This is a genomic window from Aquidulcibacter paucihalophilus (assembly GCA_030285985.1).
Taxonomy (GTDB): Bacteria; Pseudomonadota; Alphaproteobacteria; order Caulobacterales; family Caulobacteraceae; genus Brevundimonas.
This window is the reverse complement of sequence record CP127384.1, coordinates 1,329,432-1,342,222: the sequence shown is the minus strand read 5'-3', so window position 1 is coordinate 1,342,222 and position 12,791 is coordinate 1,329,432. Positions and strand designations below refer to the sequence as shown.

10 protein-coding genes are annotated in these 12,791 nt (G+C 69.2%); 3 read left to right on the top strand and 7 right to left on the bottom strand.

Annotated elements, in window-relative coordinates; translation table 11 throughout:
• Nucleotides 1–25: 25 nt before the first annotated feature.
• The 6 genes from KB221_06590 to KB221_06565 form a co-directional block, all read right to left on the bottom strand.
• Nucleotides 26–754, bottom strand: a complete 729-nt coding sequence (locus tag KB221_06590; protein WIY70685.1) for a hypothetical protein — start codon at nucleotides 752–754, stop codon at nucleotides 26–28.
• Between the two features lie 46 nt (nucleotides 755–800).
• Complete coding sequence (locus tag KB221_06585) at nucleotides 801–1,244, bottom strand: copper chaperone PCu(A)C (protein ID WIY70684.1); 444 nt, start codon at nucleotides 1,242–1,244, stop codon at nucleotides 801–803.
• Nucleotides 1,244–2,605 (bottom strand): PepSY domain-containing protein, encoded by a 1,362-nt coding sequence (locus tag KB221_06580; GenBank protein ID WIY70683.1) that lies wholly within the window; start codon nucleotides 2,603–2,605, stop codon nucleotides 1,244–1,246. The genes KB221_06585 and KB221_06580 overlap by 1 nt, the downstream gene beginning before the upstream one ends.
• Nucleotides 2,606–2,651: 46 nt before the next feature.
• Nucleotides 2,652–4,718 carry a TonB-dependent receptor gene (locus KB221_06575; GenBank protein ID WIY70682.1) on the bottom strand — a complete coding sequence of 689 codons (2,067 nt, stop codon included), beginning with the start codon at nucleotides 4,716–4,718 and terminating at the stop codon, nucleotides 2,652–2,654.
• Nucleotides 4,719–4,787: 69 nt separating this feature from the next.
• Nucleotides 4,788–5,180: a DUF2946 family protein gene (locus tag KB221_06570; protein WIY70681.1), complete on the bottom strand. Its 393-nt coding sequence runs from the start codon at nucleotides 5,178–5,180 to the stop codon at nucleotides 4,788–4,790.
• 74 nt (nucleotides 5,181–5,254) lie between these two features.
• Nucleotides 5,255–6,439 carry an N-acetylmuramoyl-L-alanine amidase gene (locus KB221_06565; protein ID WIY70680.1) on the bottom strand — a complete coding sequence of 395 codons (1,185 nt, stop codon included), beginning with the start codon at nucleotides 6,437–6,439 and terminating at the stop codon, nucleotides 5,255–5,257.
• 490 nt (nucleotides 6,440–6,929) lie between these two features.
• On the opposite strand from KB221_06565, the gene KB221_06560 reads away from it, so the two are divergent.
• The 3 genes from KB221_06560 (at nucleotide 6,930) to KB221_06550 (ending at nucleotide 11,865) form a co-directional block, all read left to right on the top strand.
• Nucleotides 6,930–9,581 (top strand): ribonuclease E/G, encoded by a 2,652-nt coding sequence (locus KB221_06560; GenBank protein ID WIY70679.1) that lies wholly within the window; start codon nucleotides 6,930–6,932, stop codon nucleotides 9,579–9,581.
• 61 nt (nucleotides 9,582–9,642) lie between these two features.
• Nucleotides 9,643–11,052 (top strand): M48 family metalloprotease, encoded by a 1,410-nt coding sequence (locus KB221_06555; protein ID WIY70678.1) that lies wholly within the window; start codon nucleotides 9,643–9,645, stop codon nucleotides 11,050–11,052.
• 21 nt (nucleotides 11,053–11,073) lie between these two features.
• Nucleotides 11,074–11,865: a thioredoxin domain-containing protein gene (locus KB221_06550; protein WIY70677.1), complete on the top strand. Its 792-nt coding sequence runs from the start codon at nucleotides 11,074–11,076 to the stop codon at nucleotides 11,863–11,865.
• Nucleotides 11,866–11,883: 18 nt separating this feature from the next.
• Here KB221_06550 and KB221_06545 read toward each other — a convergent pair whose 3' ends face one another.
• A complete protein-coding gene (locus tag KB221_06545; GenBank protein WIY70676.1) occupies nucleotides 11,884–12,654 on the bottom strand; it encodes a chorismate mutase in 771 nt (256 codons plus the stop codon).
• Nucleotides 12,655–12,791: the final 137 nt, after the last annotated feature.

Here is a 12,791-nt window from a genome sequence, read left to right as displayed (position 1 = left end):
CGAAGGACGGGCCCGATGGGCTGGTTTAGCCCGCGTCGGAGGCCCCGGCTAGAGCCGTGACGCGACGGTCCAGCTCCTGTCGCGCCGCGGCCACGACATCGGCGTCCATATCCCCCTGCCCGGCCATCCAGCGCAGGTAGTCGTCCGGCGGTTCGGACCATGCCTTGCCGCGATGCTTGCCGAACGGAATCCGGTCGATGCGCCGCTTTTCATTGGTCCAGGCCAGCATCTGCTCGACCGTGGCGACCTTCAGCATGTCGATCAGAAGATGCGCGGTCACCCAGGCGTCCGGCCCCGCCCGGTGCGCCGGATCGGCCAGGGCCGGATCCAGTCGCAGGCCGCGCCAGTACCGAAGAACCTGATTCGAATGCCCGGGTGCCTCCGGCCAGACGTTCTTCGCCGAGCGCACGGTGCAGATCCACGGCAGGCCGCCGTGCGCCGTATCGGCAATGAACCCGCGCTCGAACTGCGCCGAATGCGCCACCATCACATCGGCGGGCGTCGGGAGGAACATCTCCCGCAGCCGGTATTCGTCGCAGTGCGGATCATCGTCGCAGAAATGCTCAGGCGTCAGGTGATGCACCGCCATGGCGTGGAACGAGATCTCCCCGCGCGGCCGGAACAGCTTGGTGACAGGCGGCAGGGCGGTCCAGCCCCCCGCCCCGTCGGGCACGACATCGACGATCCCGACCTCGAGGATTTCGGCGGACCGGTCCCCGCCAGAGGTTTCAAGATCGACGACTCGCAGACGCATCCGGCGGAGATAGGGGTTCTGGCGGCGCAGCGCGAGCCGGAGGGACTCAGCCCGCCGGCGGCTGCCCGACGACCGCGCGGACGCCCATCGGCGGTGCATGCTCGAACGTCAGGGTCAGTGACACCATCTCACCCTCGGCCAGCGGCTGCTTCAGGGCCATCAGCATGAGGTGGTTGCCGCCCGGCTGGAGCGCGACAGCCTCTCCGGCCGGCAAGACAAGTCCGTCTTCGAGCTCGGCCATCGACATCATGCCGTTCGCCACCTTCATCTCGTGGATCTGGCCGTCCCCGGCCACGGGGCTGGACACCGCGACCAGCCGGTCGTCGCGGCTGGCGGTCAGGGTCAGATAGCAGCCGGTCATGGCGCGACCGTTGGGCGTGGGGCGGCACAGGGCGTCCGTGGTCGTGACGACCGCAGGCGCTTCCGGCGTCGGTGCCGGGTTGCAGGCCGCGAGGGTCAAAAGGACGGCGGGGATCAGCAGGCGTTTCATCAGATGGTCCTTGTGGCGCGGCCGTCGAGATGACGGCGCACGAGGGTTGCGGCCCGCTCGATCGCCAGGGCGGCGATCAGGCTCAGACCGGTAAGGGGGTAGAGAATGGCGAGCGGCAGAACGATGCCGAGCACGGCGGCGCGGACGCGGGGGCCGGGCGGGGCGTCAGGCGCGCCGATGCGGCCTTTGGACAGTTTCGGCGGCCGGCGCTTCCACCACATCAGGACGCCGCTGATCGCCAGCAGCCAGATGGCGATACAGCCGCCCAGCATCAGATAGCGATTGATCCAGCCGTACTGGGTCCCCTGGTGGACGGCGATGCCCCATTCGAAGGCCTTCGCGCCGACGCCGAACTGGTCGTAGCGGATGTCGGCCCGCACGGCGCCGGTGGCCGCATCGATATAGAGGGTGCGGGTGTCCTCGACCTGCTTGACCTGGCGGGCCGCGGTAAAGGCCAGGGCGGGGTTCGACGGGATCGAGACCAGATATGGCCGGGCCAGATCCTGCCCGTCGGCCGCTTCAATCACGCGCGACAGGCTGGGCGACCCGGCGTGGGGCGTGGGCATGACCATACCCTCCATGGTCCAGCCGACCCCGACGGGGGCGTCCGCGGGATGTTCGGCATGGATGAAGGGGCTCGCGGCGGCCGGGGCCTTGGGGCGGCCCAGACCATTGGCCTTGACCGCGGCCATATACTGGTCGCCCCAGAAGGCCGACCAGGGCATGCCGGTGATGACGAGGAAGGCGATGACCGCGCCGGCGTAGAGGCCGGTCACGGCATGGACGTCGCGCCAGAAGGGTCGCCGCTTCGGATCGGCGGCCCGGATCGCGACCACGCCGACGCCCCGCCCACGCGGCCACCACAGAAACAGGCCTGTGGCGACCAGGATGATGGCCCAGCCGGCGACGATCTCGACGACATAGTTGGCCCAGCGGCCCAGCAGGATGAGGCTGTGCAACTGTTTGACCGTCTCCATCACCCCGCCGAAGCCGGTGTCGCCGATGAGCCGGGCGTCATACGGATCGACGAAGGCGGTGCGCTGGCCGCCGTCGGGCAGGTCGACGGTCAGGCGCACGGCCTGATCGGCCCCGACCGGCAACAGGACATTGGCGACCTTGCCGCCAAGCCCGGTCTCGGCTGCGGCGACCCAGCGGTCCGGAGAAGCGGTTGCGGTGCGGACCTCCACCCGGGACAGGTCGCGATAGACCGCCCCGTCGATCTCGTCGGCGAACAGATAGAGAGCGCCGGTCAGCGCCATCAGCATCAGGAAGGGCAGAACCAGCAGGCCGGCATAGAAATGCCAGCGCCAGACGGCGCGGAAGGCGCCGGAAAGAGGTTGGTCGGCAGCTTGGGATGTCATGTTCAACTCCGTCGGGGCGGGCCTCACGACCCGCCCCGGTTTCGGATCAGTAGGTCAGGCGCACGCCGACGAACGCCGAGCGGCCCTCGCCGGGGAAGAAGACCGAGGTTGAGGCGGTGCGGGCGTCGGTGACGGCCGAAAACTCACCGACATAGCGCTCGTCGGTCAGGTTGCGGGCGTCGAGATAGACCGTCGCGCCGGAGCCGAGCTTGAAGCCCGCATTCACACCCACCAAGGCATAGGACGGTGCCTTCAGCGTGTTGGCGTAGTCGACCCAGACATCCGAGAGGCGCCACTCGACCGAAGGCGTGACGAACAGGCCGGACGGATGCCGGCAGGTCAGCTCGGCCCGGTACTGGTGCTCGGGCACGACCGGCAGGGTGTTGTCGCCCCACCGTGCGTCATCGACGAAATGGAAGTCGCTGAACGCATAGGTCTGGCGCAGCAGCAGCGAGCCGTCCGCGATTTCCACGGGCAGCCGCCAGTCCAGACCGGCTTCGATCCCCTGGTGAATGGTCCTGTCCGCGTTGAACGTCGCGGCCGGGATGTCGGGGCCGACGATGAAGTTGAGGATCTCGCCGTCGATCTGGCTACGATAGACGGTGAAGTCCCAGGCGAAGGCGCCGCGACGGCCGCGGGTTCCGATCTCGGCGGTCCATGCGTCCTGGATGTCGATCGGCGTGAACCCGACCAGCGGCGCCTGGACCAGCGCGCCATAGGCCGGAGGCTCGACCGAACGGGTCACATTGGCGAAGACCTGGGCGCCGTCTTCCGACTCCCACAACAGGCCGAGCCGGGGCGAAAACCACTCGTAGCTGATGCCGTCATTGTTCAGGGCGTTCCGGCGGTCGACATAGTCCCGGGTGGCCCGGCCGAACGAGCCCCCGGCGACGAGGGCCAGACGGTCGCTGACGAAGAGGCGGCCCTCGGCGAAGACGTCCAGCCCGTCCGCTTCCTGGAAGCCGTTGGCGGTCAGGGCGCCGCGGAAGCCGCCGACGTTGACGTACCGCAGGGCGTCGATCTGGCCGTCGCGATAGCTCAGACCATAGAAGGCGTCGGCGCGCATGCCACCGACCGTTCCGGTCCAGTCGATCCGGGCGAAGGCGCCGCGGGTCTCGCTCTCCTGATCCACGACCTGGAAGATCGGGTGGTACAGCGACTTCTCCCAGCCCCAGATCGCGCCCTCGAACAGGGTGCTGTCATCGAACCGCCAGCGCGTCTGCAGGGTGACACGCTTCAGGGTCTGGTCGCGGGCGTTGTCGTTGAGGATGTTGTTGGCGGGCGCGACGCGGGGCGTCGTCAGGGCGAGCGTCAGGTTCAGCGCCCCCGGCACCGACTGCTGGATGTCCGCGGCCTGGGCGATCAGACGGATCTCGCGGTCCTCGCCGAAGCGGCGGCCGACGCTGGCGGTCAGCCGGCCCTGGCTCTGGTCGCTCTGCTGGCGATAGCCGTCGGTTTCCAGCGCCGTGACGCCGACGAAGGCGTCCCAGTCGCCGCGCTCGCCGGCGAACTCGCCGTGCAGGCGGCGGAAGCCGAAGGAGCCGCCTTCGAGCTGCAGCACCAGATCGTCCGCAGCGGTGCGGCCGGTCGGGGTGACCATGTTGATCGCGCCGCCCAGCTGGGCCCCGCCGAAGCGCAGGGTGTTGGCGCCCTTGTAGACCTCGATGTAGCGGGCGCTGAGCTGGTCGATGCCCTGGAAGTCGGAGAAGCCGTCGGCGTCAGCGAAGGGGACGCCGTCCTGGGCGAACAGAACGCCGCGCTGGTGGAAACCCTGGGCGATGCCCGAGCCGCGGATGGAGAGACGGCTTTCCTCGCCATACCGCTTCTGGGCCAGAACGCCGGGGACGTTCCTGAGACTGTCGGAAAAGCCCTGGGCGAAGCGGGTCGCATAGCTTTCGGACGAGACGACGGCGACCGAGCCCGGCGTGCGGCTGAGCAGCGCCCGCGCGTCGGCGACGACGGGCGGATCCTCGGGATCGCGAACCCCGGTGACGATGACGGTGTCCAGCGTCTGGACGTCCTGAGACGTCGGCGGTGTCTGGGCATGGGCAGGGACGGCGAAGGCGGCCGCGAGCAGCAGCGCGCACGGCGCTGCGGTGGTCTTGAGAGACATGATTTCTTGAATCCTGAACAGGGAAAGGCGCGCGCCGACGGGGCGTCGGCACGCAGGCATTCGGCTGGTTCAGGCGGTCGGGGGGGCCGTCGAGGGCGGCGGGAGGCCGGCGCGCAGGCCACTGGGCGGAATCGCGGCCGGCAGAAGGTCGGGCAGCACCACCACGATCCGCGGCGGGGCCACGGGATGCATCGGCGGCGGCGGGGGCGGCAGGGTCGTCAGCGCCGACAGGACGCAGTCGGCGCAGCTCAGGCTGTCCATCGGCCCGGAAGGCCGCGGTGAGCCGTCCTTGTCATAGACGACCATGATCTGGTCGCCGGAACACAGCACGACCGGATCGCCGGTCGCTGCCGAGGCTGCGACCGCGGAGGGCAGCAGAGAGCCGAACACGATGGCGAACGTCGCGGCCAGGAAGGCCAGCGACCGCATCAGCGACCAGTGCTCGGGTGAACGGGACGACACGCTGTGCCCACTACTCGCCGCGGTCTCCGAATGGAAGTCCCCGCTCGCGCGTCAATTGGTCGTTGAGACTCGCCTCAGGGCTGGCCGGACGCTCCGCCGGTCGAGGCCATCTGCATCGTGCCCGACGGCTCGCGGAAATAGCGGTCGATGCCGTCGGCCACGGCGCGCATCAGGCGGCGGCGGGCGCGGCTGTCGTTCAGCATCCGCTCGTCCTCGGGATTGGTGATGAAACCCATCTCCAGCAGGACCGCCGGCACGTCGGGGGCCAGAAGCACGGCCAGGCCGGCGTCGCGGTGGCTGCGGCGCAGCATGGCATGGTCGGCCCCCTCCAGCTCGCCGAGCAGGGTGCGGGCCAGCTGGGCCGAGCGGTTCTGGGTGGCGCGCTGGGTCATATCCAGCAGGATCCGGTCGACCGAGGGGTCGCGGCCCGGCAGGTTCAGGCTGCGGTGCCAGTTCTCGCCGCGGGTGAACTCGCGCACGGCACGGCCCGCGCCCTGTTCGGACAGGGTGTAGACCGATGCGCCGCGCGTCGCCGGATCGGCGCCGGCGTCGGCGTGCAGGCTGATGAAGAGGTCGGCATCGGCCTGACGGGCGATGGCCACGCGCCGGTACAGGGCGACATAGGCGTCGCTCTCCCGCGTCAGGCGCACACGATAGCGGCCCGTCCGCTCCAGCTCCTGCTTCAGCGCCAGGGCGGCGGCGAGGGTGACGGCGCTCTCGCGGGATTCAGCGCCGTGGGCACCCGGATCGCGACCGCCGTGGCCGGCGTCGATGAAGATGAGGGGCCGTTCGGTCGGCCGCTGGGCGCTGCGGGGCGCGGCGGGCGGAACGCGACCCGGGCGCGGCGTCGGCGCGCGGCCCGTGGCCTTGAGGTCGATCACATAGCGGAAGTGGGCGATGCCGTCGCCGGGCGGCAGCAGGAAACGGCGCTCGATCTCGGCGCTGGTCGCCAGGTCCAGCTCAACGCGCGAGGCGGCACCCGCGCCGGTGACCCGCCAACCGCGCACCAGCCCCGTGCCGGCACCGGTCAGGCCGCGGCTGGCCGGTGCGACACCCGCCAGCGACACAACCACCCGGCCGTCGTCGCCGGCCTGGACCACCTCGCCGCGCGATGTCCGGTCCAGATCGAGCACCACGCGGGTGTGTTCAGCATCGCCGCCGAAACGGACGCGCAGCACCTCGCCCATTGCCCCGGAGGCCAGGCCCCGGCCGGCCGCGAGCAGAACGACGCAAATCACGACGAAGGCAATCGCCGTCATCGCCCATTCGCGCGCGCGCCACTGCGTCAGGTTTATACGCGACAGTCCGTGCATTTCGACGGAGACCCACCTTCTTGGTTGGGGCCATGATGACGCAACGTCGTCGACAACCGGTTAAAGCGCACGACGCTTTTAATTCGCGTGCGGCATGACTATGCTTGAACGGCTCGCGACCGATCGCGTCCCCTGAACTCTCAGGCCTGGACGCGCCCTCTTCGCGGCATGACTTTCACTGATCCGAGAGCCGGCCGGGTTTCCCCCGCCTGTTCGACGACCGGGTTCGGGGCGCCCCAGACGGCGTCCGGGCCCAGGACCGTACGAAACCCCATGGGCCTTATCGCCTGCGCTCCCTTCCGGTCTGATCTGACCGACCTCGCCCACGGCATCCGCCGCGGCGACGGGATGGCGCCTGCGTTCGCCCCCAATCCCATTCGGCGAGCCGCCTGCCCCCTTCGCGGGGATGGCCGAGCGCGCCAGAGAGAAATATCCCATGTCAAAGACCATGTTGATCGATGCCGCGCATCCCGAGGAGACCCGGGTCGCCATCGTCGAGGGCCGTCAGGTCGAGGAATTCGACTTTGAATCCCGCGCGAAGCGCCAGCTTCGCGGCAATATCTATCTCGCCAAGGTCGTTCGCGTAGAGCCCAGCCTGCAGGCTGCGTTCGTGGAATACGGCGGCAATCGCCACGGCTTCCTCGCCTTCAGCGAAATTCACCCCGACTACTACCAGATCCCCGTCGCCGACCGCGAAGCCATCATGGCCGAAGCGCATTCGGAGGACGACGATCACGACGAACACGCCCGCGAAGGCGACGACGAGTCCGAAGGCGGCATGGCCGAGGAAGAGCGCCTCAAGCGCCGCCTCATGCGCCGCTACAAGATCCAGGACGTTATCAAGCGCCGTCAGGTCATGCTGGTCCAGGTCGTCAAGGACGAGCGCGGCGGCAAGGGCGCGGCCCTGACCACCTGGCTGTCGCTGGCCGGCCGCTACTGCGTCCTCATGCCCAACACCGGCAAGGGTGGCGGCATCTCGCGCAAGATCACCCAGGCCACCGACCGCAAGCGCCTGAAGGCCGCCGCGGCGGCCCTGCATGTGCCCCAGGGCATGGGCCTGATCATCCGCACCGCCGGTGCCAAACGCACCAAGGCCGAGATCAAGCGCGACTACGAATATCTGCTGCGCCTGTGGGAAACGATCCGCGAAACAACGCTGAAGTCGAACGCCCCCTCCGTCATCTATGAGGAAGAGAACCTCGTCCGCCGCGCCGTGCGCGACATGTTCGACAAGGATTTCGACGGCATCCAGGTCGAGGGCGTCGAGGGCTTCAAGGAAGCGCGCGACTTCATGCGCGTCCTGATGCCCTCGCAATCGAAGAAGGTGCACCTGTACCAGGGTGCCCGTCCGCTGTTCGCGACCAACGGCATCGAGGAGATGCTGACCCAGATCCACCAGCCGGTCGTGCCGCTGCACTCGGGTGGCTATCTGGTCATCAACCAGACCGAAGCCCTGGTCGCCATCGACGTGAACTCGGGTCGCTCCACCAAGGAACGTAACGTCGAGGCCACCGCGACCAAGACCAATATGGAGGCCGCCGTCGAGGCTGCCCGCCAGCTGCGTCTGCGCGACCTCGCCGGCCTGATCGTCATCGACTTCATCGACATGGATGAGTCGAAGAACAACCGCGCCGTCGAAAAAGCCCTGAAGGACGCGCTGGCCAAGGATCGCGCCCGTATCCAGATGGGCCGCATCTCGGGCTTCGGCCTGATGGAAATCAGCCGCCAGCGCCGCCGTCTCGGCGTCATCGAGGGTGCCACCGAGGTCTGCCCGCACTGCCAGGGCGCCGGACGCGTCCGCTCGGCGGAAAGCGCCGCCCTGATGACCCTGCGCGCCGTCGACATCGAAGCCGGCAAGAACGGCGCGGGTTCGATCAACCTGCGCCTCTGCACCGCCGTCGCCCTCTACATCCTGAACCACAAGCGCGACTATCTGCAGCGCATGCTGGCCCAGCGCGGCCTGAACGTCGTCATCCTGATCGACGACAGCCTCGGCCAGGGCGAGCACGCCGTCGAACGCACCGAAACCAACGAGGACTTCGTCCCCCTCGAACGCCCCGAAGCCTTCGTCGACCTCGACGACGATTTCGACGACAGCGCCTATGCGGATGAAGACGACGGCGACGACGAATTCATCGCCGGAGACGACGAGTCCGACCTCGACGCCGAGGACTCCGACGACGACCAGCCGCGCGAGCGGACGGAACGCACCGAGGGCGAAGGCGGACGTGGCCGTGGACGCCGCCGTCGTGGCGGACGCCGTGATAGCGCAGACGCCTCGACCGACGACGCAGCCGCCGTCGCTGCGCCTGCAGCCGGCGAGGACGACGACGACAGCGAAAGCGGCCGTCGCCGTCGCCGGGGCCGCCGCGGCGGACGCCGGGTGCGTGAAGAAGGCGGCGAGCGGGACGGGTTCAACTGGGTGCGCGGCCGCACGCCGTCGCTCGAGGATCCCTATGTCTGGTTCGACCCGATCAATCCGGAACGGAACGAAGCCCCGGCCGGCGCCGTCGCCGCAACCAGCGCGGCGGATGTCGATGAAGTGATCGGCGAACGTCCCGAAGGCGAAACCGGCGGAGAGCGCGGTCCGCGCTCGCGTCGCCGCCGGGGACGTGGTCGCGGCCGGGATCGTGGCAGCGAGCAGGGCCTGACCCACGAGGTCAAGGTCGAGACCCGCGCCACCAACGAAGGCATGCCGGCGGACGGCTCGCCGGACACCCCGATGGCCGTGATCGTCGACGACGCAGCGGAGGCCGCTCCGGTCGCCCTCGCCGAGGAGCCCAAACGTCGCCGCGTGCGTCGCAAGGTCTCGGGCAGCGCGACGTCGGAGGTCGAACCCAACGAGATCGAGAGCATGGCCGAACCGGCCGTCCTTGACGTCACCCCCGCGGAAGCCGCCGCTGAGGTCGAGCCCGAACCCGCCCCCGAGCCCGTGCCTGAGCCCATGCCCGAGCCGAAGGTCGCCGCCGTGGCCGAGCCGAAGCCCGCACCCCAGCCTGAAGTCGACGTCGCCGCCCTGATCGCGGAAGACCCGAACCAGATCGTCGCACCGCCCGAGAAGCCGAAACGTGGATGGTGGCGCCGCTGAATGGCCGTGATTAGATAGTGAGGTCGTTGCAGGGGGGTGTTCCGGGTATGAGGAGTTCGACGTGAACTGGCTGTCCCGCACCGCCTTCCGTGCAACGGGCGTCGTCGCCGCCATGGGCCTTGTGCTGGCGGCGGCCTCGCCCGCCTCGGCCCAGAACGCGATCCGCGACACCGAGATCGAGGGCATCATTCACGAATGGGCCGACCCGGTTCTCGTCGCCATGGGCCTCGAGCCGACCGAGGTCGAGATCCTGCTGATCAACGAGAATGATCTGAACGCCTTCGCGACCCGCGGCCGGATCATGGGCGTCAACACCGGCCTGATCCTGAAGACCCGGACCGCCAACGAACTGCTCGGCGTGCTCGCTCACGAGGCCGGGCATATCAAGAACCGCCACACCCTGCGGGACGGGGCCCAGGGTGCCGGCATGCAGCCCATGCTGATGACCATGGCCCTCGGCGCGCTCGCCATCGCGGCCGGTGCCCCCCAGGCCGGCGCCGTGCTGCTGGGCAACAGCCAGTATTTCGGCACCCTCAGCGCCCTGCGCTACATGACCCACCAGGAAGGCGAAGCCGACAACACCGGTGCCCGCGCCCTGGAGAACGCCGGCGAGTCCGGCCGTGGCCTGGTCAGCTTCTTCGAGAATTTCCGCTCGCAGGAAGTCTTCTCCGACGCCCGGCGCTTCCCCTATTTCCGCAGCCACCCCCTCTCGTCCGACCGGATCGAGAACCTGCGGCGCTTTGTTGCCGAACAGTCCAACTACGACCGGACGGACAGCCCGGAACGGGTGGCCCAGCACGCCCTGATCCTGGCCAAGATCCACGCCTTCATGGACGAGCCGAACCAGACCCTGCGGGACTATCCGGAGAGCGACGTCTCCCTGCCCGGCCGCTACGCCCGCGCCATCGCCTGGTACCGCGACGGCCAGACGGACAAGGCCGTGGCTGCCGTCGACGCCCTTTTGACCGAGCAACCCGAGAACCCGTATTTCTGGGAGTTGAGGGGCCAGATCCTGTTTGAGGAAGGCCGGCCCGCCGAGGCGATCGGCGCGCACCAGCGCTCGGTCGAGCTTCGGCCTGACGCGCCCCTTCTACGCATCAATCTCGCCCACGCCATGATCGAGACCCACGACCGGGCCTTGCTGGATCCGGCGATCGGCGAGTTGAAGCGCGCCACGGCGCTCGAGAGCGACAACACCATGGCCTGGCGGCTGATGAGCCAGGCCTATGCCGCCCAGGGCAAGGAGGGCGAAGCGCGCCTGGCCTCCGCCGAGATGTATTTCGCCGGCGGTGCCGAGGTGCAGGCCACCCAGTTCGCCCTGCGCGCCCGCGACATGCTGGAGCCCGGCACGGCCGAATGGACCCGCGCCATGGACATCGTCTTCGCATCGGGCGCGACCCAGCAGGACATTGATGACGTCGACCGCCGCAACAGCCGTCGTGACCGCGGCGGCGTCATTCCCGCCAGCTGAGCCTTCGTACCGAGAGACCGCATGACCGAAACGCCCGAGACACCCCGCGGCGGCTTCCTGACGGGGCCGCGCGCCGGCATGGCCGCCCTGGCCGTGTCGGTCATCGCCCTCGTTCTGGCGGTTGCGCCCTATGCGACCGGCGGTGATTTCGACGGCCGGGTTCGTTCTTACCTGCTCAGGAACCCCGAGATCCTGCAGGAGGTCAGCCTCAAGCTGGAAGAGAAGGCCCAGCAGGCCCAGATGGCCCAGACGCGGGTGCATGCGCAGGAAATGACCGCCCGTGTCGCGGCCAATCCCTCCCTTCTCGCCATCGATGCGCGCGATCCCTCATTCGGGCCGACCGATGCGCGGGTGACGGTCGTCGAGTTCTTCGACTTCCGCTGCCCGGGTTGCAAATCGACCGCGCCCGAGGTGCTGCAACTGATGCAGGCGCACCCCGACGTCCGCTTCGTCTTCAAGGACTGGCCCATCCTGGACCGCGGAAGCGACGACACCTCGCACTACGCCGCCCGCGCGGCCCAGGCGGCGCATCGGCAAGGCAAATATCTGCCGGTCTTCCGCGCCCTGATGGCCGAGCCGGCCCTGACCCGTGCCGCCGTGGACCGCATCCTCGCCGCCAACGGCGTCGCCCTGCCCTCGGCGCGGACGGCGATGGCCAGCCCGGAAATCGCCCGCCACCTGGCGGATATCCAGCTCTCGGCGACCAGCCTTGGCCTTCAGGGCACGCCGACCTTCTTCATCAACGGTCGGGCGATGGCCAGCATCCAGCCGGCGGATATCGACCGCGCCATCCGGGCCGCCAAGGCGGCCTGACCCGGAGGCGCTGTCCGGTCAGACGATCGCGCCGACGCAGCCTTCGTCGCCGCCAACCGGCAGTTTCGCGTCGGTCAGGGACAGGGTCCAGCCGTGATGGGTCGCGAGACCCAGCCGGCGGATGCCGCCTCCGTCACCGGCGTCGCCGCCCGCATCGACAATGACCCGCCGTCCGGTCGGCAGGGCCGCGGGATCGATCCGGCCGACGGCCAGCGCCGTGGGCGTATCGCCCCCGAACCCGTCGAAGACGCTCAGCATCGACCATTCGCGACGCAGACCCGTCCACCAGGCGTCATCGGCATTGACCGCCAGCACGGCGACCCCGTGACCTTCGGCGGCCCAGGCGAGGGCCGCCTGCGGATCACGGACCGCGCGCATATCGGCCGCCGCGCCGAAGCGCAGGCGCGCGCCGTCGAACGCACGGGTCGGCTCCACCGGCGACCAGACCTGGACCTTGATCCGGCCCTGACGGGCCAGGCCCCAGCCGACGATCTGCCGCCAGAGGCTTCCGACCGCCTCGTGGTTGTCAGGTCGGGCGCGCTCGAGCATCCGCGCCAGAACGGCCTGTTCGCGGTCGGGCCGCAGCTTCACATGGGGCCCGGCAGGGGCATCCTTGGCCTGGCCGACGCGGGCGGCGATGGCCAGACGGCGTTCGAACAGGGCCAGCAGGTCGTCATCGATCTGGTCGATCTCGTGGCGCAGGGCGGCGAGCGCCATATGCTCGGGCGAGATGTCGGTCGCGACGGGCCAGACTTGCTGGAGGGCGGGCTTGGTACAGGAATTGGACACGGGCGTGGGCTTTCGATTTCGATGAGCGGCAATGAGGATTTTGCGAGCCGCCGCCCCGTCCCGGGGCGGTCGCCGGCGAGGTCGTCAGGACGATGTCCCGAACGCCTCAGCCGGCGTATCGAAAGCCGTAGAAATAC